The organism is Wukongibacter baidiensis, assembly GCF_050888315.1.
Taxonomy (GTDB): Bacteria; Bacillota; Clostridia; order Peptostreptococcales; family Caminicellaceae; genus Wukongibacter; species Wukongibacter baidiensis.
In genome coordinates this window covers 4361739-4382169 of sequence record NZ_CP138202.1, presented here as the reverse complement: position 1 = coordinate 4382169, position 20431 = coordinate 4361739, and the positions used below count along the sequence as shown (strand labels likewise).

At 35.1% G+C, this 20431-nt stretch carries 19 protein-coding genes and 1 riboswitch; of the genes, 2 read left to right on the top strand and 17 right to left on the bottom strand.

Annotation, left to right across the window (positions count from 1 at the left end):
* Positions 1–21 precede the first annotated feature (21 nt).
* The 5 genes from R9X47_RS19730 to ftcD form a co-directional block, all read right to left on the bottom strand.
* Complete coding sequence (locus R9X47_RS19730) at positions 22–573, bottom strand: UbiX family flavin prenyltransferase (RefSeq protein WP_432662784.1); 552 nt, start codon at positions 571–573, stop codon at positions 22–24.
* 15 nt (positions 574–588) lie between these two features.
* A complete protein-coding gene (locus tag R9X47_RS19725) occupies positions 589–1191 on the bottom strand; it encodes a cysteine hydrolase family protein (protein ID WP_432662782.1) in 603 nt (200 codons plus the stop codon).
* A 144-nt stretch (positions 1192–1335) separates the two neighbouring features.
* Positions 1336–2751: an allantoinase AllB gene (gene allB / locus R9X47_RS19720; protein WP_432662781.1), complete on the bottom strand. Its 1416-nt coding sequence runs from the start codon at positions 2749–2751 to the stop codon at positions 1336–1338.
* 43 nt (positions 2752–2794) lie between these two features.
* Positions 2795–4465 (bottom strand): formate--tetrahydrofolate ligase, encoded by a 1671-nt coding sequence (locus R9X47_RS19715; protein ID WP_432662779.1) that lies wholly within the window; start codon positions 4463–4465, stop codon positions 2795–2797.
* Positions 4466–4487: 22 nt separating this feature from the next.
* Positions 4488–5396: a glutamate formimidoyltransferase gene (gene ftcD, locus R9X47_RS19710; RefSeq protein WP_432662778.1), complete on the bottom strand. Its 909-nt coding sequence runs from the start codon at positions 5394–5396 to the stop codon at positions 4488–4490.
* A 320-nt stretch (positions 5397–5716) separates the two neighbouring features.
* Between ftcD and R9X47_RS19705 the strand changes: the two genes are divergently transcribed.
* Positions 5717–6412, top strand: coding sequence for a cyclase family protein (locus R9X47_RS19705; protein WP_432662777.1), 696 nt, complete (start codon positions 5717–5719; stop codon positions 6410–6412).
* A gap of 140 nt (positions 6413–6552) precedes the next feature.
* Here R9X47_RS19705 and R9X47_RS19700 read toward each other — a convergent pair whose 3' ends face one another.
* The 9 genes from R9X47_RS19700 to R9X47_RS19660 all read right to left on the bottom strand — a co-directional run bounded on the left by R9X47_RS19700 (position 6553) and on the right by R9X47_RS19660 (position 17575).
* Positions 6553–7191, bottom strand: coding sequence for a cyclodeaminase/cyclohydrolase family protein (locus R9X47_RS19700; RefSeq protein ID WP_432662775.1), 639 nt, complete (start codon positions 7189–7191; stop codon positions 6553–6555).
* A 188-nt stretch (positions 7192–7379) separates the two neighbouring features.
* Positions 7380–9044, bottom strand: a complete 1665-nt coding sequence (locus R9X47_RS19695; protein WP_432662773.1) for a PucR family transcriptional regulator — start codon at positions 9042–9044, stop codon at positions 7380–7382.
* Between the two features lie 350 nt (positions 9045–9394).
* Positions 9395–10744: a nucleobase:cation symporter-2 family protein gene (locus R9X47_RS19690; protein ID WP_432662771.1), complete on the bottom strand. Its 1350-nt coding sequence runs from the start codon at positions 10742–10744 to the stop codon at positions 9395–9397.
* Between the two features lie 468 nt (positions 10745–11212).
* Positions 11213–12262 (bottom strand): nicotinate-nucleotide--dimethylbenzimidazole phosphoribosyltransferase, encoded by a 1050-nt coding sequence (gene cobT / locus R9X47_RS19685; RefSeq protein ID WP_432662769.1) that lies wholly within the window; start codon positions 12260–12262, stop codon positions 11213–11215.
* Positions 12263–12366: 104 nt separating this feature from the next.
* A riboswitch (cobalamin riboswitch) is annotated at positions 12367–12578 on the bottom strand.
* Positions 12579–12654: 76 nt separating this feature from the next.
* Positions 12655–13314, bottom strand: a complete 660-nt coding sequence (locus tag R9X47_RS19680) for a 3-oxoacid CoA-transferase subunit B (RefSeq protein ID WP_432662768.1) — start codon at positions 13312–13314, stop codon at positions 12655–12657.
* Between the two features lie 2 nt (positions 13315–13316).
* Positions 13317–13970, bottom strand: coding sequence for a CoA transferase subunit A (locus tag R9X47_RS19675; RefSeq protein ID WP_432662766.1), 654 nt, complete (start codon positions 13968–13970; stop codon positions 13317–13319).
* 227 nt (positions 13971–14197) lie between these two features.
* Positions 14198–14530: a DUF3870 domain-containing protein gene (locus tag R9X47_RS19670; RefSeq protein WP_432662764.1), complete on the bottom strand. Its 333-nt coding sequence runs from the start codon at positions 14528–14530 to the stop codon at positions 14198–14200.
* Positions 14531–14981: 451 nt separating this feature from the next.
* Entirely contained in the window at positions 14982–16334 is a 1353-nt protein-coding gene (gene gdhA / locus R9X47_RS19665; RefSeq protein WP_432667669.1) for an NADP-specific glutamate dehydrogenase, read from the bottom strand.
* Between the two features lie 425 nt (positions 16335–16759).
* Positions 16760–17575 carry an Asp23/Gls24 family envelope stress response protein gene (locus tag R9X47_RS19660; RefSeq protein ID WP_432662763.1) on the bottom strand — a complete coding sequence of 272 codons (816 nt, stop codon included), beginning with the start codon at positions 17573–17575 and terminating at the stop codon, positions 16760–16762.
* 209 nt (positions 17576–17784) lie between these two features.
* Here R9X47_RS19660 and R9X47_RS19655 point away from each other — a divergent pair, with 209 nt between their 5' ends.
* Positions 17785–17955: a DUF362 domain-containing protein gene (locus tag R9X47_RS19655; protein WP_432662762.1), complete on the top strand. Its 171-nt coding sequence runs from the start codon at positions 17785–17787 to the stop codon at positions 17953–17955.
* A 157-nt stretch (positions 17956–18112) separates the two neighbouring features.
* Here the strand turns inward: R9X47_RS19655 and R9X47_RS19650 are convergent, their stop codons facing one another.
* From R9X47_RS19650 to R9X47_RS19640, 3 genes are all read right to left on the bottom strand, one after another.
* Complete coding sequence (locus R9X47_RS19650; protein WP_432662761.1) at positions 18113–18550, bottom strand: MarR family winged helix-turn-helix transcriptional regulator; 438 nt, start codon at positions 18548–18550, stop codon at positions 18113–18115.
* A 246-nt stretch (positions 18551–18796) separates the two neighbouring features.
* Entirely contained in the window at positions 18797–19150 is a 354-nt protein-coding gene (locus R9X47_RS19645) for a DUF1667 domain-containing protein (RefSeq protein ID WP_432662760.1), read from the bottom strand.
* Between the two features lies 1 nt (position 19151).
* Complete coding sequence (locus tag R9X47_RS19640) at positions 19152–20417, bottom strand: NAD(P)/FAD-dependent oxidoreductase (RefSeq protein WP_432662759.1); 1266 nt, start codon at positions 20415–20417, stop codon at positions 19152–19154.
* Positions 20418–20431 lie beyond the last annotated feature (14 nt).

The following is a 20431-nucleotide window of genomic DNA, read 5'->3' as shown; positions in this document are numbered from 1 at the left end:
CACTCCTAGAACCCTTTGATTCTATTTCCATCTCTCAAAAAGGTTTGCATCTATACCTAGTTGGTCTAAAGCTCTTCCAACCATTATGTTTACTAAATCACCTATTGTTTGAGGGTGATGATAGAAACCAGGGGATGCTGGAACTATTCTTACACCCATCTTGGCAAGTTTTAGCATATTTTCAAGATGTATTACACTGAGAGGTGTTTCTCTAGGTACTAAAACCAGCTTTCTTCCCTCTTTGATTGTTACATCTGCTGCTCTATGAATCAGATTTAGACTAAGTCCACCTGCAATAGCCCCTAAGGTATTCATGGAGCAAGGTATTATTATCATTCCATCGGCTTTAAATGAACCACTAGCAACAGGAGCTGCTAAGTCGTCGTTTCTATGAAAATGAGTTGCCATGGACTTTAGTTCATTAATTTCTATATCGCATTCATGTTTAGTAACATATTCTCCCATCCTTGATACAATCAAGTGGGTTTCTATATCTAATTGTTCTAGAGCTTTAAGGAGAGCCACTCCATATAATGAGCAGCTTCCTCCAGTCATCCCAACTACTATCCTCATAGTTTTCGACCCCATTTACTCAACTTTATTTTCTTGGTCTCCTCCACCTAACCATGGGTCTTCACCTTTCTCCCATGCATTCATATACTCGTCAATAGTCATTACCTTAGTGAAGATACTTAAGTCGTTTAAGCCATACTCATGCATTTCCTCAGTTTTTGATGCACAAGCATCACTTAAAGTGATAACCTTGTAAGCATTGTATAAAGCGTCTGAAGCCGTACTTCTTACACATACGTTTGTCCAAACTCCTGTAACTACTACTGTATCAATATTTTCTTCTCTTAAATAAAGGTCAAGATCAGTGTGAGCAAAAGCACTATGTCTTCTCTTAGGAATGATATACTCGTCTCCCTCAGGATAAAGTTCCTTTATGAAGTCTGATCCCCATGTTCCCTTAACAGCATGAACAGGTCTAACTCTAAAGTCAGCATCATTCTTTCTATGTGCTTCTTGGATATGAACTAGATGAATCTCATCGTCCTTTCTTGCTCTAACCCACTTGAATAATCTTTGTAAGTTAGGTACTATGTCGTCACCACCTGGACACCTAAGTGGAGCCTTTTCTCCTATAAAGTCATTTAACATATCTATTACAACTATCGCATGTCTTGCCATTTTAATTCCCTCCATTTTTTATTTAGAATAACCCTCTTATTGTATAGGTCAGTGCCTTTGAGTAGGAAAGTTTTATCTGTATCTCCTCTTCACTCAAAGGCCGACCTAAAGCCTAACAGCCAGTAGCTAAAAGCTAGCAGCTACTTAATATTTAATAGTCTTATCAAGCTTTTGGATATTTTGTCTTCTAATGAATTCTCCATATCCTTCTTCTCCTACGATTCCTGATGCATCATCATAAACCAATTTACCTCTAACGATTGTCTTAACTGGCTTACCCTTTAGCTTATAACCATGGAAAGGAGTATATTTAGCCATTGTGTACATTTTGTCCTTATCTATAGTCCACTCTTTATCTAAGTCAATGATAGTAAAGTCAGCATCTGACCCAATGAACATAGCACCCTTCTTAGGATAGAGTCCGTAGTGCTTTGCTGGGCTTGAGCAAAGTACTTCTACTAATCTGCTAAGACTTAATCTTCCCTTGTTGTATCCTTCACTTACTACAACCGGAACCATTGTTTCTACTCCAGGGATTCCAGGGAAAGCATTCCATATATGCATTCCTTCAGCTTCCTTCTCTGTAGGTATTTCGTATGGAGCATGGTCAGTTGCAACAAAGTCGATTCTTCCATCTTGTAATGCTTCCCAATGCTCTACATTGTCCTTCTCAGTTCTAAGCGGTGGAGCAATTTTCGCAAACTGCTTAAATTCTGTCATAGCATCTTGGTAGTTCAGAGTTAAATAGTGAGGACAAGTTTCAGCAGTAACATCTATTCCTCTCTTCTTAGCATCTCCAACTAATTGTGCTCCTACTCCAGTACTCATATGAACTATGTGTAGTCTAGCTCCCGTTTCCTCAGCAAAGCTAATACCTAATTCTATGGCAACCTTTTCTGCTAAAGCACTTCTTGCTTCAGCCCATGCAGGTGCATCGGTTCTTCCTTCTTTTTCATATTTCTTAACATAGAAGTCACACATTGCAAAGTTTTCAGCATGTATTCCTACTGGAAGTCCTGTTTCAGATACTGCTCTAAATGCTTCAAGCATTTCTGGATCAGTAACTCTAGGGTAAGTAGGAACTGAAGGAGTCATATAAACCTTAAATGCAAGAACACCATAATCAGCTTGTTCCTTTACATTATGAAGCCATCCATTTCTTACGTCTTCGCCAGTAACTCCACCCCACATACCGTAGTCAATTATAGCCTTATCCTTTATAGCATTAAGCTTGTATTCTAAGTTTTCAACGCTTCTTACTGATGGTACAGAGCAGCATGGCATATCAACTATCATTGTAACTCCACCACTAGCCGCTGCAGAAGTTCCAGTTAGGAAGTTTTCTCTGTGGGTAAATCCAGGGTCATTTATATGAGTATGGGAATCGATACAACCTGGTAAAGTAAGATGACCCTCAGCATCTATAATCTTTGTACCTTGAATTCCATCTAAGTCTAATGTAAATCCTGCAACCTTTTGGTCCTTTACTAGTATATTTGTAACAACTGTATCGTCGCCTTGAGGTATACGTGCATTTTTAACAATCACATCATAAGTCATAAAATATGTCCTCCTCATTTTTTATTAATAATTTTTTATTTCTCTAGAATAATCCAATTATCTCGCCATTATCTAAAATATCCATCTTATTAGCCGCTGGTACCTTTGGAAGACCTGGCATAGTCATTATGTCGCCAGTAAGTGCAACTAAGAAACCTGCTCCAGCTGAAACTCTAATAGCGCTTACAGTTATCTTGAAGCCCTTAGGTCTACCTAATAATTTAGGATTATCAGATAGTGAGTACTGAGTTTTTGCCATACATATAGGAAGCTTATCAAGTCCTAATTTTTCGTACTTTGCTATTTCCTTTAGTGCCTTGCTTGTAAATTCTACTCCATCAGCTCCATATATTTCCTTTGCTATGGTTTCTATCTTTTCTTGTATAGTTTTATCTAATTCATATAGAGGTTTGAAGTTGGCCTTACCACTTTCTGCAAGCTCTACTATTTTCTCAGCAAGCTTAGTTCCACCTTCTCCTCCCTTTGCCCATACTTCTGAAAGTACTACATTCACTCCCATTTCTTGGCATTTTTCCTCTACAAAGCTTAATTCTTGCTCAGTATCAGTTGGGAATCTGTTTAATGCAACTACTGCTGGAACTCCAAACTTCTGTACATTTTCTATCTGCTTCTCAAGGTTTTCGAAACCATTAGCAAGGGCTTCCATGTTTTCTACTGATAGCTCTGCCTTTGGTACTCCACCGTGATTCTTAAGAGCTCTTACCGTTGCAACAACTACTACTGCTGCTGGCTTTAGTCCTGCATATCTACACTTTATGTTGAAGAATTTCTCAGCTCCAAGGTCAGCTCCAAATCCTGCTTCAGTTACAACATAGTCTGCTATCTTAAGAGCAGTTTTGGTTGCCATAACTGAGTTACAACCGTGGGCTATGTTAGCAAATGGTCCTCCATGAATAAGTGCTGGAGTATTTTCTAGGGTCTGTACTAAATTTGGCTTTATTGCATCCTTGAGTAATAGTGCCAAAGCACCCGTTGCATCAAGTTCACCTGCTGTTACTGGTTCATTGTCATAGGTATATCCAACTATCATTCTTGATAATCTATCTTTTAAGTCTTCCATGCTAGTTGCAAGACACATTATAGCCATTATTTCTGAAGCAACGGATATATCGAATCCATCTTCTCTTGTTACTCCATTGCCCTTAGTGCCGAGTCCTATAGTTATACTTCTTAGGGCTCTGTCATTCATGTCTAATGCTCTTCTCCAAGTTACTCTCTTAGGATCAATTTTTAGTTTATTTCCTTGATGAAGATGATTGTCTATAAGGGCTGCAAGTAAATTGTTTGCCGTTGTAATCGCATGAATATCACCTGTAAAGTGTAGGTTTATATCATCCATCGGAACAACTTGAGCATATCCTCCACCTGCTGCTCCACCCTTTACACCGAAGCATGGCCCAAGAGACGGCTCTCTTAATGTAGTTACAGTGGTCTTTCCAATTTTATTAAGTCCCATACTAAGACCCACGTTTGTAGTAGTCTTACCTTCTCCTGCAGAAGTTGGATTTATTGCTGTTACTAAAATTAACTTTCCTTCTTCTTTATCTTCCAAGTTTTTATATACATCTAATGAAATCTTTGCTTTATACTTTCCATATAATTCTAAGTCATCTTCTTTTATTCCAAGTTTTTTTCCTATTTCAACTATTGGAAGCATCTTTGCCTCTTGTGCTATTTGAACATCTGTTTTCATCTATTGACCCCCTTTGCTTTTCCTAGTCCATAAGATGTGTTTCTAGGATTTGCTCCTTATTAAAGTTCTCAAGTCCAAGTAAGTACTCTAAAGAGTTTAGTAAGTAGTCTAATTTAACCGGTCCAACTATTTCAGATCCAGTAACTGCTACACCATATCTTGCCGCTTCTTGCTTAACAAAGTTAAATGTTCTATATAATGGTGTCTTTCCACAATCGAACATGTTCATTGATACAACAACGCCTTCTCTTTCAGGGAATTTGATTCCTACCGCTCTTACAGTTGAAAATCCACCGCTTGGTCCTCTTACACCCTTAGCAATCTTCTTAGCTATTTGTACATTTTCAGTATCTAAGAAAACATTGTATGCAGTTAACCCTTCTAAATCTGCACTTAAAATAGTAGCTCCTGCAGTTGGATGTAATTTAGCAGGTCCCATATCAGGCTTTCTTTCATCAGTATGTGCAACTTCCTTTAAACCTTCGTATTGTCCTTTTCTAATGAATGAAAGGGCTTTTCTTTCTTCGCATCTTGCATTTTGTCCTGAGAAGTATAGTGGAACCTGGCACTTTTCATAAAGTTCTACTGCTAATTCTTCTATATATTCTGTACACTCTTCTAAGGTAATGTTTTTGAATGGGAATATAGGTATAGTATCTTGAGCTCCTATTCTTGGATGTGTACCTGATTGTTCTTCCATGTTTATTAACTCATAACTCTTGCTTGCTAAGTTAATAAGTGCTTGCTTAAGTGGCTTAGGCTCACCAATTAAAGTTACAACAGTTCTATTGAAATCATGCTCTGGCTCATAGCTTATAAGTTTTACTCCATCTATATTTCTAACTCCATCAACTATAGCTTCAACTACCTCTTCTCTCCTCCCTTCACTAAAATTCGGAACAGCCAAAATGTACTTTTTTTCATTACTCATTTTATGTTTCCTCCTTCTTTATTATCATTTAATAGATTTTAATGTGGTTTCATTTCACTAAACAGATTGCATAAACACTTATTATTCATATTTGCAATTCTGCAAAGTTAGAATTAAAAAATTCTCTTCACTATTTATCTAATTCAAATTTTCTATAAAATATGACAAAAAACCTTTGTATAGATTTTATGAACAAAGATGAATTTTCTGAATATTTTTATATGTATTTTTGTATATTTTATATAAGGGATTTTGGTACAAACTCGTCAAATATAGTTAATTAATAGATTTTAAGCACATATTAATAAAGGAGGGAGTAAATGATGGGTTTAAAATTAATTGATCTTTCGCAAGAAATATTTCAGGGAATGTCCGTTTTTCCTATGCATCAGCCTACATTTATAATGACTAACATGACCCATGAGGAAAACATGAAGTTAACTGGAAGTACAAAATTAGGCTTCTCAGCAAGGAATTTACTTATCAGTGAACATGGCGGTACCCATTGTGATGCTGTATGGGAATATAATCCCGCAGGAGCAACTATTGATAAAATGCCTATGGAATACTTCTGGGGAAGTGCAATTTGTATAGATTTATCCCATATACCTGCAAGTAGATATATTGAACCAAAGGATTTAGAACAAGCCGTAAGAAAATCGGGACAAGAAATAATGAAGGGTGATATAGTTCTTCTTTATACTGGTCATCACGATAGAAATTTTGGCACCGATAAATGGCAGACTGAATATACTGGGTTGAGTTATGCTGCTGCTAAATGGTTAGCTGAGCAAGGCGTAGTTAATATAGGTGTAGATGCCCCTGCAATCGATCATCCTGACGATTTAGATTTTTCAGGTCACTTGATCTGTGGTGAATATCACATTTCGAATACAGAAAATCTATGTAATTTAGATCAAATCGTTAATAAAAGATTCCTTTATATAGGACTACCTTTAAAGATACGAGATGGGTCAGGTTCTCCAATCCGTGCTGTAGCTTTGGTAGAAGAATAGAAAAGTTATAAGTTCTAAGGTTTTGGTCATTCTGTTTAAAGAATAAAAAAAGAGATTAAGTCACATTAAGTTGACCTAATCTCTTTTATTTATATTTCATATAGTCAAAAGGAAAAAAATGATTTCTCTGAGTTTCTATTCTATATCTTACTGTAAACTACCTTTAAAGTTGCCTCTAAAAGCTCTTTACCTTCCTTTAGTATGCTATCGCATTTAGCTTGTATATTGTTTACAAACTCTTGGTCGTCAAGTCCACCAAGATTTACCTTTACGTTAAGTAGTGCGCCTTCAAGTCCAGAGTATGACATTAGAGCTCCAACGCCAACGTCTGTTATAGCATTTCTATTTCCATACTGAGCAAAAACTTCTTGTAGCTTTAATATTTTCAGACATTCTTCAGCTGCCTTTAAAGGTACGTTCATAGCTAAAATTGTTGCTTCATTTATAGCTGCTTTTCTCTCGCTCTTTTCTTCTTCAGTTTCCTTTGGCATCTTAAATGCTGCCATAACCTGGTTAAAGGCCTCTGTGTCTTCATCTATTATTTTTAATAAACTTTCTTTAACAACTATTGTTTCATTAAAAGCTTTTTCAAATTTTTCCTTAGTTTCTTCGTCTAATTCGTTAAACTTCTTTCTTCCTATTGTCAAGTTTCCTACCATAGCTGTCAAAGCTCCTCCAAGTGATCCTCCTAGAGCTGCAACACTACCACCACCCGGAGCGGGCTCCTTACTCTCAACAGCATTTACAAAATCCATTACAGTTTTTTCAACTAATTTCATCTTACACCCTCCACTTATATAGAGCTCCAAGTAAATCTTAATTTGCACATATCAAAATATCCAATGTTTCTGGAGATTTTTGATGTGTATAAATTAAAGTTTTGACTGGAATCTCTATAACATTTTCTTGTTTATATTAAAGTACCAAAAATAGCCTCTAAAATATATATTATTTATCTACAAACTTATTAAATTTCAATTCCCATAATCTGTTTTATTTTAAGTGCCGTTTCTAGATTGAATCTATCATGTTCATCATCTAAACTCATATTTGTAATTTCATGTATTCTATTGATTCTATACAAAATTGTATTATAGTGGGTGTAAAGATGCTCCGACATTTTCTTTAAATTCCCATTAGTTTCAAAATAAACCTCTAAGGTTTTCACTAGCTCAGTATCCCTCTTTGCATCATACTGACATAGTGGAAACAATGTGGATTTATAGAACTTTAATAGCTCATCTCTTAGGTTATCATGACAGAAAATTTTATATATCCCAAGATTGTCGAAGTCAATAATAGTTTCATCCACAAATGTTTTTCTTGCTTCTATTGCTTTATCAGCATCCTTCAAACTCTTGTAAACGTTTTCTACTCCTTTATATACCCTTCCAATTCCTATACTATACTTTGTAAAGCTCATTTTTTCGTTAATTGATTTATCAATATCCTCAACTATTTTATCTAACTTTTTCTTTAAGTTCTTCTGATCCTTCCACATAAACATAATTATGATGCTTTTTCCTTTACTTGTAACCAAATATTTAGCATCTTGGTTTTTACAAATTTGATTTATAAGATGAATACCCTTATTTTTATATTGATTGAAATCATATTCATCACCTATACTAGGTGTCTTATTATCAAAATATATATTAATTATGTTGTAGAATGCCTTATGATCAAATTTATAATACTTGGCTCTTTGAATGGCCTTTTCTTTTCTTATCTTATCTAAAGAAATAAGATCTTCAAAGAATTCGGCTGTGTACCTATTTTCCACATCTTGAACCGAAATTCTCTTTAAAAATTCTACAGCCATAATTGTCGATGCTCTTTCAATCGATGTAATGTCAAAACTTGTTATACTTTTTTCAGCCGCTATAGCTACCACATGTCCAAAAATATTGTTTCTTACTACGATTGGAACCATTATTGCGTCATATGTTGTATCTTTAATCTTAATCTTACAGGAATATGTTTTAGATAAGTTTTGATTATATACATTATTATTTAAAAATTTTTCAACATTCATTGTAAATTCATCATAATCAAAGGGATAAACTTCATCATCATATATAAGATCGTCGAAATGATGATTTTTAACTAAGATTGGATTACCTACTATTTTAGACAACGTAGTAACAATGTCCTTAACTTCTCCGCCTCGTAGGATTATATCCATTAGATTTTTATGGAGTTCTTCAATTTTTTGAAGAAGTAAGGCTTGCTTATTAAAGACCTTCTGAAATATTGGACCCATTATATCAGTAAAGGGTATTGCATAGTCCAAATCAATAATTGGGAATTTTAATTCGTTTGCTAAATCTATTACTTCCTCTGGCAGCCTTTTTAAATAGGGATATATTTTTATTGCTATCCCGGCTAGTTTTTTCTTTTTAAGCGCTCTAATAAACTCAAGTTGTTTTTCGATTTCCGCAGCTTTGAAAAAGTATGCTGTAGTTAGGAGAAGTTCACCTTCACTAACCCAGTCGAGAATCTCAGAATCGGCCATAATATTAACCCTATAAATAACATTATTGTAACCTTCAAAGCCTGCAATCAATTTACATGTTTTAAAACAGTCCATTTCCAATGCTTCTTTAAGAGTAATGCCTGTTTCCTTTAACAAACTTTCACCCCCTTACATTGTTTCAGGTTAAATTTCTAACAAAGTAAACACCCTAAAATACAATTAATTTTTGCATTGTTTTCCTATAATATAATATTTCTCAAAAAGTTCGAAAACTCCTTCCTTCTTTTGAAGAAATTTAACAATACTTCTTTACAAAAACAACTCTTTTTTCACATTTGTTTGTATATTTTCTACAAATCAAACTCTTTTTAATTTGATTATCAATGCCTCGTATCATTTAAAAAGCTATATTTTTTCTACTTTTTTGTATATACTCTACAAATTAAAGAAGGGATTCGTAATAACAAATCCCTTCTTATATACAGTGTCTATAGTATTCTAACCCTTTAGTTTACAGCCTCTTGCTTTTCTACTTCATTTTCTTCTACATATTCCTCTTTTAGAATCATATTAAGAAGTAACGCCGTTATGGTTCCAGCACTTATTCCTGAAGAGAATAAACTTTTTAACACGTTAGGCAAATGCTTTAGAAAATCAGGTCTTACTGTAACACCGAGTCCTATACCTAAAGAGATAGCAAGTATAAGCATGTTTCTATTGTTAAGCGGAACATTCTTTATTGTTTTTATACCTGCCGCCGCTACCATACCAAACATTATTATACCGGCTCCACCCAATACTGGATTAGGCATTATTGCAATAAGGGCTCCAAACTTAGGGAATATCCCTAAAAGTACAAGTATTATACCTGAAATGATTACTACAAATCTACTTGCAACCTTAGTTAAAGGTATTAGTCCTACATTTTGACTGAAGGATGTATTAGGTCCAGCATTAAAGAACCCTGCTATAAAGCTTCCAACTCCATCGGCTAAAATACCTGCCGAGATTTCTTCACTACTAAGTTCTTTGTCAGATGCTTCACCTATAGCCATTAAACAACCTACTGTTTCTATTGTAGTAACTAAATAAGCTGTTACAAATGGGATTACAGCTGTCAGACTAAAGGTAATTCCATACTTGAATGGCGTAGGTATTGCAAGCCATCCAGCATCTTTAATAGGTGTAAAATCTAAAAGACCTAGTGGATAAGATATTATATAACCAAAAATTAATCCTAGGATAACCGCTGCTGAACTGAATATCCCCTTAGCATATCTATTCAACATCATAATTACAACCATAACCGATACCGATACAGCAACATTAGTTAAACTACCATAGTCAGGAGCTCCGTATCCACCGGCTGCCCAGTCTATTGATACAGGAAGCAAAGTAAGGCCTATTAGCATTACAACTGTACCTGTAACTATTGGAGGAAAAAATCTCCTCAGTGGTTTAATGAAACGACTAAGAATAATTTCTACAAATGAACCTAATATCGTTGCTCCAAATATTCCTGGTAGACCCATTGTTGATCCAACAGCTATAGAAGGTCCAACAAAGGTAAAGTCAGTTCCCATTACGCAAGCAACTCTTGCTCCTACTTTTCCAATACCCTTAGCTTGGATAAATGTAGCAATTCCTGCAGCAAATAACGCTGCACTAACAAGAAAGGCCAAATCATTTATCGGCAAGCCTAATACCCCACCTACCACTAAAGGTACCGCAACTATACCTCCAAAAGCCGCCATGATATGTTGAAATGCCAAAAGAATACTAATCTGAATAGGTGGTTTGTCATCAATCTTATAAATAATTTCCGAGCTAGATTTAATCTTTCTGCTATCTTCCATTTTCTTTCCCCCTATTGTTTGAGATTATTTTGTAAAGAAAATCCAATCAAAGGCAAAACTCATTAACTCTGATTATCAAGTTTAAACTATTTCATCCACCACCTTTTTTTAGTTTTAATATTTTTATAAAAATCAAACTATTCATTGTTTTCTATATTTTTATTTTTTTCCCTTTATGGTTATTTCATAAATAACCTTACAGCCAAATGGACATTGTTAATACAATGACAATGTTTTCTTATTTTTTTCTGTCTATAACCTCATTTTTATCTATATAAATTGTTTTATTGTCTTGCATATATGTAAATATTATACAAAGATTTTTTTAAGGAAATTGTCCCTCCCTCTAATCATTGTATGTTTTTTATAATTTGTTAAATATATACAATTTATCAAAAAAAGAGTTACTATAAATGTAACACTTTTTATAGCAACTCGATAAAATTGAACTATAACCACTGATTATTATCAATTTCTTATTATTCCTGCCTCTTCAAAGGTAATCATTTCCCTATTCATATAGACAGCAGACTCAATTATGTTAAATGTCAGAACAGCCCCAGTACCTTCTCCTAATCTCATACCCATATTTAACATTGGCTCTAGCCCTAGAAGTTCTGAAGCTTTAGCTGCACCCTTTTCCATAGAGACATGGGAAGCAAACAAGTAGTTTTTTACCTTTGGCTCTATGGTGCAAGCAATCAATGCAGCTGCTGTGGCTATAAAGCCATCCACCACCACAGGCACTCTATTACCAGCTCCCGCAAGCATAACCCCGGCCATAGCACCGATTTCAAATCCACCTACCTTGGATAAAACATCTATTCCATCCTTCATATCCGGTTTATTAGTTTCAATAGCCTTTTTGATTACATTTGCCTTATGAACTAGTCTTTCTACCGGCAATCCCGCTCCCCTTCCAGCAATCTCATGGGGATCATACCCTCCTAAAACCGATACTATAGCAGCACTCGGAGTAGTATTTCCTATCCCCATTTCTCCAGTAGTAAGAAGATTCCTACCTTTTTTTATCTCATCATCGGCTATTTCAATACCGACTTCCAAGGCTTTTATCGCATCCTCCCTTGTCATGGCAGGTCCCTTGGCCATATTATCAGTTCCATATTTTATTTTCCTATTAATAACCCTCGGTTCATTTAGATCTGATGCCACACCGACATCAACAGTAATTACATCTGCTTTAGCTTGCTTAGCCAAGGCGCATACTCCCGTTATGCCTTTAGGAAAGTTACAAGCTTGAACTGCTGTAAGTATTTGAGGATCAGGCGCCACCCCCTCTTCATACACGCCATGATCGCCTGCCATAACTATTACGGCTTTATTATCCACCTTTGGGAATAACTCTCCAGTAATCCCCGATAACCTCACAACTATTTCTTCTAATTTCCCAAGACTTCCCTTAGGTTTTATTAGATTATCAACTCTAGTTCTAGATCTTTCCATAGTTTCATCATCAAGTGGACCAATTTTCTCCAAAGTTTGTCTCAATAGTTCCATTTTATAATCCTCCCTTATCTCCACACTCATCCTTTATTAGCAAAAAATAAAAAGTCCATAGTTTGCTTACATAGTAAACAAACCATGAACTTTACCGTCATTCATGTATCATCAAATTATAGGCAGGTCTCCTGGCTTTGGATCGATACCCTTAAACGCCTTCCCGTCTTAAGTATAAAACAGTGGCATCATGTCTAAAGGCTCCCCATTACAGTGGTGGGTCCGCTGAAGATTTTAACTTCATTCCCTATTCTCCTTAATTCTTTCATTATTTCAAATAAAATAGAAGTAAGGCACCTAAATTTCTTTACATTTTCCATATTCACTTATATCTTAATTACTTTAATTTTATATGAAACCAGAAACTTCTGCAACAGTCTTCTTAGAATTTTCTACAAATTCATTTTCTTTAAATCCTGGGGGATTATTAACTCTGCTTCAGTCACAGCCTGAATCTCTTCAACTGTAAACTCAGAATTTATTTCTTTTAATACTAAGCCTTTATCAGTTACCTCCATCACTCCCATTTCAGTAACTATTAAATTAACCTGTCCCTTTGCAGTCAGAGGAAGGGTACATTTCTCTAATATTTTGGCATTTCCCTTTGCCGTATGGGTCATTGCAACTATAACATTTTTTGCTCCTACAACTAGATCCATAGCGCCACCCATACCTGGCACCATTTTCCCTGGAATCATCCAGTTGGCTAAGTTTCCTTCTCCATCTACCTGTAATGCCCCAAGCACCGTCGCATCAACATGACCACCTCTGATTATACCAAAGGAAGCTGCGCTATCGAAAAAGGCTGCTCCTGCTACCGTAGTGACAGGCATACCTCCAGCATTTACAAGGTTTTCAATTTCATTCCCTTCTGCCGGAGCCGGGCCCATGCCTAGAAATCCATTTTCAGATTGAAGTATTACCTCTACACCATCGGGAATATAGTTAGCTACCATTGTTGGTAAACCAATCCCTAAGTTAACAACATCTCCGTCATTAAGCTCCTTTGCTACTCTCTTAGCTATAATCTCTTTCATTTTAGCCTTATCCATATCTACTTACTCCCTTCTATGATAACGTCAACAAATATTCCCGGTGTCATAACATCGTTTGCGTTTATTTCTCCAACTTCGACGATTTCATCTGCTTCAACTATTACAAGGTCTGCTGCCGTTGCCATTAATGGGTTAAAGTTTCTTGCCGCTAAATCATAATAGATATTACCCTTCTTATCCACCTTAGCACCCTGTATAAGTGCAATATCAGCTCTAAGTGGCAGTTCTAATATATATTCTTTACCTTCTATTTCTAGTTTTTTCTTACCTTCTTCTACTATAGTTCCAATGCCTGTAGGTGTTAGGAAGCCTCCTAATCCTGCTCCGCCACTTCTTATTTGCTCCGCTAAGGTTCCTTGAGGAGTTAATATAACTTCTAATTCTCCTTCATTCATCTGTCTACCAGTTTCTGCATTTGTTCCTATGTGCGAAGCTATTACTTTCTTCGCCATTTTGTTAGATATAAGCCTTCCTATCCCAAAGTCTGGTCTAGCAGTGTCAGTACAAATAATAGTTAAGTCTTTAATTCCCTTTTCAATCATCTTGTCAACTATACTATGAGGAGTCCCTACTCCCATGAACCCGGCTATCATAACTGTCATACCATCCTTAATAAAAGAAATAGCCTCGTTTACATCTTGTATTTTATTCATATCCAATATCACCTCTTCTTTTTATATAAAACCCACTTATTAACCCAGATTATTCATGAAAAATTCAAAACTCTGCTACGTCCTTTTGATTCTAAGACCTCCATCAAATTCTCGACGTACCGTCTGGGTATGCCTTCGAACTTGATGAAAGTCTTAGAATTCAAAATTACTTGCACACTTTCAAACTTTTCATGAATAATCCGGGTTATAAATCTACATTTCAATTTCTATATACTTTTTTTCCATTCTAAATATCTGTTATAAGTATCTTTCAAGATCACACAAATAGCCTTCTGTGCATAACCATGATACTTCAATTTTACCTTCTCAATTAATGGCGTTATCCCTTCACTATGAACATCATGACCTATGATTATTTCCTTTAAGAATATTTTTGCCTCTTCCGTAAGTAAAGTGCAGCTGGTATCCACTATTACTCCCTTCTCAACGTCAATAAATAGGCCAAAACCCACTACTCCGTGAAGATTTGCTGCCGGAGTATTAGCTGGTAATTTAGCATATGAGATAAAATAAACTACATTTTCATCATATTTCTCCATTTTACCATCACCTCCTTTAAACATCTAAAAATCATATCTCTGAATAGTTTCCTTAGGCCTAAATCATTAGAAAAACAAAAAAATCCAATACTAATATGAATTGTTTTAAAATCATTCATATCGTACTGGATTTTATTCACTAAGTAATGCTGTAGGTCAACACTACGGCAAATAAAGCAGTCTCAATCAACTTATTATTTGATTTTCTTAATCTCAATATTGTTTTATAAAAATCTCCATATATTAGTTAAATTATAACCTAGCCATAATACCTTTTCAAGATTTTTTTCTATTTTCAGTCAATAGAAAGATATGCCACTTAAGATATCTAAAGTCAGCTTTGTTTATCTATAGTTCTACACGTCAAAAAGCTTGCGTAGGTTAAGCTTTATAAAAGGAGAAGAGGGCCCCAATTATAGGACCCTCCAGATGTATTGTCTTAAATTAAATTTTAGTAATCTCCTTGAGCATGCATTGCATCAGCAACTTTTAAGAAACCAGCTATATTAGCACCAGCAACTAGATTATATCCAAATCCATATTGCTCAGCAGCCTTCATAGCATTGTCATGGATGTTGATCATGATTTGGTGTAACTTAGCATCAACTTCTTCTCTTGTCCATGCTAATCTCATGCTATTTTGTGACATTTCAAGAGCTGAAGTAGCAACTCCACCAGCATTAGCTGCCTTAGCAGGTCCTACTATTACTCCATTTTCTAAGAAGTATTCAATAGCTTCGTTAGTACAAGGCATGTTAGCACCTTCTGGAACATACTTAACTCCATTTGCAACTATCTTCTTAGCATCTTCTATTTTAATATCATTTTGGATAGCACATGGCATTACTATATCAACTTTAACTCCCCATGGCTTTTCGCCTGCGAAGAATTCTACACCAAATTTATCAGCGTAATCTTTAACTCTAGCACCTTTATTTTCATTTAACATTTCAACTAAGTAATCTATCTTTTCTCCAGTTACTCCATCTGGATCGTAGATGTATCCATCTGGTCCTGAAAGTGTAACTACCTTACCACCTAATTCAGAAACTTTTTGGCATGCTCCCCAAGCAACGTTACCGAAACCTGATACAGCTACTGTCTTACCTTCAAAAGTTTCACCTTCATGCTTTAACATTTCTTGACAGAAGTATGTTACACCGAAACCAGTAGCTTCTGGTCTAATTAAACTACCGCCATAAGGTAGGCCCTTACCTGTAAGAACACCGTTTTCAAATGCTCCTCTGATTCTTCTATATTGTCCATATAGATATCCTATTTCTCTTCCACCAACACCGATGTCTCCAGCTGGAACGTCAACATCTGGTCCAATGTGTCTATAAAGCTCAGTCATGAAGCTTTGGCAGAATCTCATGATTTCAGCGTCAGATTTTCCTCTTGCATCGAAATCTGATCCACCTTTACCTCCACCTATTGGAAGTCCAGTTAATGAGTTTTTGAATATTTGCTCGAAACCTAAGAATTTAATGATTCCAAGGTATACAGAAGGATGGAATCTTAAACCACCTTTGTAAGGTCCAATTGCTCCGTTGAATTGAACTCTCATTCCACGGTTAACTTGTACTTTCCCATTGTCATCAACCCATGGTACTCTGAATACTATTTGTCTTTCTGGCTCAACCATTCTACCTAAAAGATTAGCATCAATATACTCTGGGTGCTTTTCTAAAACTGGTGCTAATGAAACTAATACTTCCTCAACCGCTTGTAAAAATTCTGGTTCACTTGAATTTCTTTGCTTAACTGTTTCTAAAACTCCATTAATGTACTCCTGAGCGTTCATAGTTTTCTGTGTCATTGCAAGAAACCTCCTCATATTTTTCAATATAACTTTTATTCAATAAAATCTTTTTATCACAGATCTTATCGAAAACGATAACTTAAACTATAATTATTATAATCAAATTCCCTCTTATTATGATTTTTGCTTGCTTTTTTAACAATTCTCTTTTGGCTTTGTTAAAGTAATAACTTGTATTAATTTTCAGAATAATCTGGAATTTGATGGGAAAAGGTTTTCCCTTTTCATAAATAAAAAAGCCTTCTCTTCTTTAAATATCTTCGAGGCTGACTTTTTTCAACACATAGGGAAAATTGTATCTAACTACACATCTGATGTAGCTATTATTTTCTATGTGTCATAAAAAAATTCCACTGCTTTTCTACAATGGAATTATAACACATAGTTAAATGTTTGTAAATATTTTATCAATAATTTATTTGTAAACTTTTTATAACAATATTTATAGCTGTTATATTCAAGGACGTCATATGCTCTACTTCTCTCTTTATTAGCTTCTGAATAGATGCTATAGTGTCTGGAATTTTAAATCCAAATTTTAGTACCAATTCGATATTAATTGTTATTGCCGATTGATTGTTAATTATTTTTATCCTATTTATTTTATAAATACTTTCAACATCCTCAATAACATGTCTTACTATCTGAACAATAGCTCTATCATATATAGTAAATCTACCCATATAGCTAAAGGTCGGTCTAACAACAGATTTTTCAGCTATTTGCAAGGTATTATCCTTTTTCCTTCCAAATATTTTAAGTCGATCAATGAAATATCCAGAAAAATCCTTCTTAAGCTCAAAAGTGGGTACAGGTATTACATGCTTTCCTTGTTTCATTCTAGATTCCCTGGCAATCTTTATCTCTTCTTCACTAGCTATCTGATCAATATATACTATTTCGTCAATAGGCGCTATCTTTAAGTTTTCTGAAATTTGATTAACCATCTTTTCAGAGGTGCCTATTAATAGAATGCTAGGAGGATTATGTTCCTTAAGCTTCTCTATAACATTCTCTCTATGTTGTTTATTCATAAATAATGCTCTCTTAACTGCTGCAATTTTAGTCTTCTCTCTTTTTGCTGAACGTCCTGCTATTATTTTTCTTCCCTTTATAAAAAGGCCATCATCAATAATGCAATTTATTTCTTTCTCATGGGCAAGTGATAAAGCTTTATAGCTTTTCCCAGTGCCGCTTTTTCCGACTAGCGCAACTACTCTCATTTATTGCCTCCTAAAAGTTGTTCTATATCATATGTTATATATTTTATTTCAAAGTAATTATAAATACAATGAGAATCATTATAATTTAGCACTTTTTTTGTTTTTTTAACATTTTTATGTTGTTTCCTATACCTATTTTGCTGTATAATTCAATACGTAATACATCAGAAAATAAATTTTAATATATAAATTTAAGGAGGTTTTTTACAATGGCTTATGTAATTAATGAAGCTTGTATTAACTGTGGAGCATGTGAACCAGAATGTCCAGTTACTGTTATCACTGCTGGAGATGACAAATATGTAATCGATGCTGATGGTTGTATTGATTGCGGAGCATGCGCTAACGTATGTCCTGTAGACGCACCTCAACCAGTATAGTAAATACATAAATAATACGATTTAAAAAAGATTAAGCTTTGAGCTTGATCTTTTTTTTATTTATAGGTACGAAAAAGTAACCTAATCTAATAGATACTTTAGGTTTTTTTCTTTATATAAAGGACATTCTAAGTTCTAGTGTTTCCTTTATCTTAATCTAATACATCATCTTCTGATTAACCTTACTTAAAAACTTTATGATCGTCTTTTCTTCATTAAGAGTTATATCATTTAAAATGAACTCTAAGATATCTGACTGACCCTTTAGGATTTTATTATAAACCTCTTCTCCTTCTTCTGTTAGTATAACCATATTAACCCTCTTGTCTTCTTTAGCCTTTTCTTTCTTTATATACCCATTTGCCACAAGTTTATTTATGATAGAAGATATTACACCCCTGTCTATTTCTGTTTCCTTTACAAGGCTGTAAATCGGCTTCATGCTATTGCTTCCAATTTTCTTTATTACAAGTATGTCTAGCAACGATAGCTCTTCATTCTTTCTTCCTATTTTAAATCCCTTTTTATCGGTAATAAGAATCTTATTGATTATCTTTTCCATCATCATATTAATTTGATTATAGTAATTCGCCACAACATCACCTGCTGATAATTGTTTTCATTTATTATAACAAAAATGATAAAAATCGGCAAATGCCGATTTTGGGATTGTTGACTTAGTCAACAAGACATCAGGCTGCTGAGAAATCTGAAGTTCGAGGCGTGCTGAAAACAAGAGACCGCAGCGTATATATACATACGTGAGGGTTCTTGGATTCAGCAACAACGAAGAAATTCGGGTTTGTCAGCAGCCTGAATGGCAAATGCCGATTTTTAGTATTTACATACTCCTAGATGCAATAACATCTACTCCAGTATTCAATATATCCTTAACGATGACATCACCAACAGAAATCGGTGTCTTTATCTCAATAGAATCTATTATTTTCATACATTCAAAAACTTTGTTCTTTGGAATAGCTTCCTTTGTTTTTACTGGTAGTCTATTTAATAGGCCATCCTTAATCTTTACTGTCGTTGTTAGTACCCTCGTTGGATTAGTTAGCTCTTTAATCCCATAGTCCTTTCCTCTGGGGCATTTGTTTCCATCTACAGTATAATCGCTTTCTTCCTTTGATACACTGATACGACATCCTAACGGACATACTATACATACCATTTCTTTACCCTTCATGTTACGCGCCCTCCTTTTCCAATGATACCGTAATCACGGAACACTCTGAAGCCATTAGATCATCCTTTTTAATTTTTACAGCTTCCATTTCACCCGGAGCTAAGTGCCTTTTCTTCATCCTTTTAATTTCTTTTCCGTCGATACTGATAACCATATTCATATCACTATACACATCATCTACTCGCATGAATAAATCTAATGTCTTATCTACGTTCTCTGTTCTAATTCTTTGAGGTACAATATATCTAATCCCGTTTCCTGGCTTTGTATCGGCCATTAGTCCTTCTTTTTTAATTTCATTTTTAATATACTTTGCTGCATTTTTCCCTGCTCTTCTACTTTCTTCCGTAACAAAGTCTACTAAATCATGGACATGAACAACATTTCCACAGGCAAATATACCTTCTACGCTTGTTTCCATTGCTTCATTTACAATAGGTCCTGAGGTAACTGGGTCCATATTGATTCCTGCTTTTTCAGATATCTCATTTTCTGGGATCAACCCTACCGATAATAGTAATGTATCACATTCAAAGTGCTTTTCCGTTCCCGGGATAGGCTTTCTGTTTTCGTCTACCTTGGCAATAACAATACCTTCTACTCTATCCTTACCTTTAATTTCAGTTACAGTATGGCTAAGAAGTAGAGGGATATTATAGTCTTCAAGGCATTGTACAATATTCCTAGTAAGTCCACCTGAGAAAGGCATAAGCTCAGCCACAGCCAAAACTTCAGCGCCTTCAAGGGTCATTCTTCTAGCCATTATAAGTCCGATATCCCCTGATCCTAGTATAACTACCTTTTTGCCTACCATATATCCTTCCATGTTTACAAATCTTTGGGCTGTTCCAGCCGTCAAGACACCGGCTGGCCTTGTACCTGGAATATTTATTGCTCCTCTAGTTCTTTCTCTACATCCCATTGCCAATACTATTGCACCTGCATCTATTGTCATAAATCCATCTTCTGTATTAATTGCACTAACTACCTTATCTTCCCTTATATCCAGAACCATTGTGTCGAGCTTATATTCTATTCCTAGTTTCTTTAACTCCACAATGAATTTCTCAGCATATTCTGGCCCAGTTAATTCTTCCTTAAATATGTGTAGCCCAAATCCATTGTGGATACATTGTTGCAATATTCCACCCAGCTCTCTATCTCTCTCTATTACTAAAATACTATCTACGCCATTGTTTTTTGCCTCAATTGCTGCAGCTAATCCTGCAGGTCCACCACCAATTACAACGATATCATATGATAGCATTATCTCACCTCCTA

Coding starts and splice junctions, on each gene's coding strand:
- R9X47_RS19640 (WP_432662759.1), bottom strand. CDS start 20,417: ATGCTATCATATGATATCGTTGTAATTGGTGGTGGACCTGCAGGATTA.
- R9X47_RS19645 (WP_432662760.1), bottom strand. CDS start 19,150: ATGAAGGGTAAAGAAATGGTATGTATAGTATGTCCGTTAGGATGTCGT.
- gdhA (WP_432667669.1), bottom strand. CDS start 16,334: ATGAACGCTCAGGAGTACATTAATGGAGTTTTAGAAACAGTTAAGCAA.
- R9X47_RS19700 (WP_432662775.1), bottom strand. CDS start 7,191: ATGAAATTAGTTGAAAAAACTGTAATGGATTTTGTAAATGCTGTTGAG.
- R9X47_RS19675 (WP_432662766.1), bottom strand. CDS start 13,970: ATGAATAAAATACAAGATGTAAACGAGGCTATTTCTTTTATTAAGGAT.
- R9X47_RS19670 (WP_432662764.1), bottom strand. CDS start 14,530: ATGGAGAAATATGATGAAAATGTAGTTTATTTTATCTCATATGCTAAA.
- allB (WP_432662781.1), bottom strand. CDS start 2,751: ATGACTTATGATGTGATTGTTAAAAATGCACGTATACCTCAAGGCGAC.
- R9X47_RS19725 (WP_432662782.1), bottom strand. CDS start 1,191: ATGGCAAGACATGCGATAGTTGTAATAGATATGTTAAATGACTTTATA.
- R9X47_RS19705 (WP_432662777.1), top strand. CDS start 5,717: ATGATGGGTTTAAAATTAATTGATCTTTCGCAAGAAATATTTCAGGGA.
- R9X47_RS19715 (WP_432662779.1), bottom strand. CDS start 4,465: ATGAAAACAGATGTTCAAATAGCACAAGAGGCAAAGATGCTTCCAATA.
- cobT (WP_432662769.1), bottom strand. CDS start 12,262: ATGGAACTATTGAGACAAACTTTGGAGAAAATTGGTCCACTTGATGAT.
- R9X47_RS19660 (WP_432662763.1), bottom strand. CDS start 17,575: ATGAGAGTAGTTGCGCTAGTCGGAAAAAGCGGCACTGGGAAAAGCTAT.
- R9X47_RS19690 (WP_432662771.1), bottom strand. CDS start 10,744: ATGGAAGATAGCAGAAAGATTAAATCTAGCTCGGAAATTATTTATAAG.
- R9X47_RS19680 (WP_432662768.1), bottom strand. CDS start 13,314: ATGGATAAGGCTAAAATGAAAGAGATTATAGCTAAGAGAGTAGCAAAG.
- ftcD (WP_432662778.1), bottom strand. CDS start 5,396: ATGAGTAATGAAAAAAAGTACATTTTGGCTGTTCCGAATTTTAGTGAA.
- R9X47_RS19730 (WP_432662784.1), bottom strand. CDS start 573: ATGAGGATAGTAGTTGGGATGACTGGAGGAAGCTGCTCATTATATGGA.
- R9X47_RS19655 (WP_432662762.1), top strand. CDS start 17,785: ATGGCTTATGTAATTAATGAAGCTTGTATTAACTGTGGAGCATGTGAA.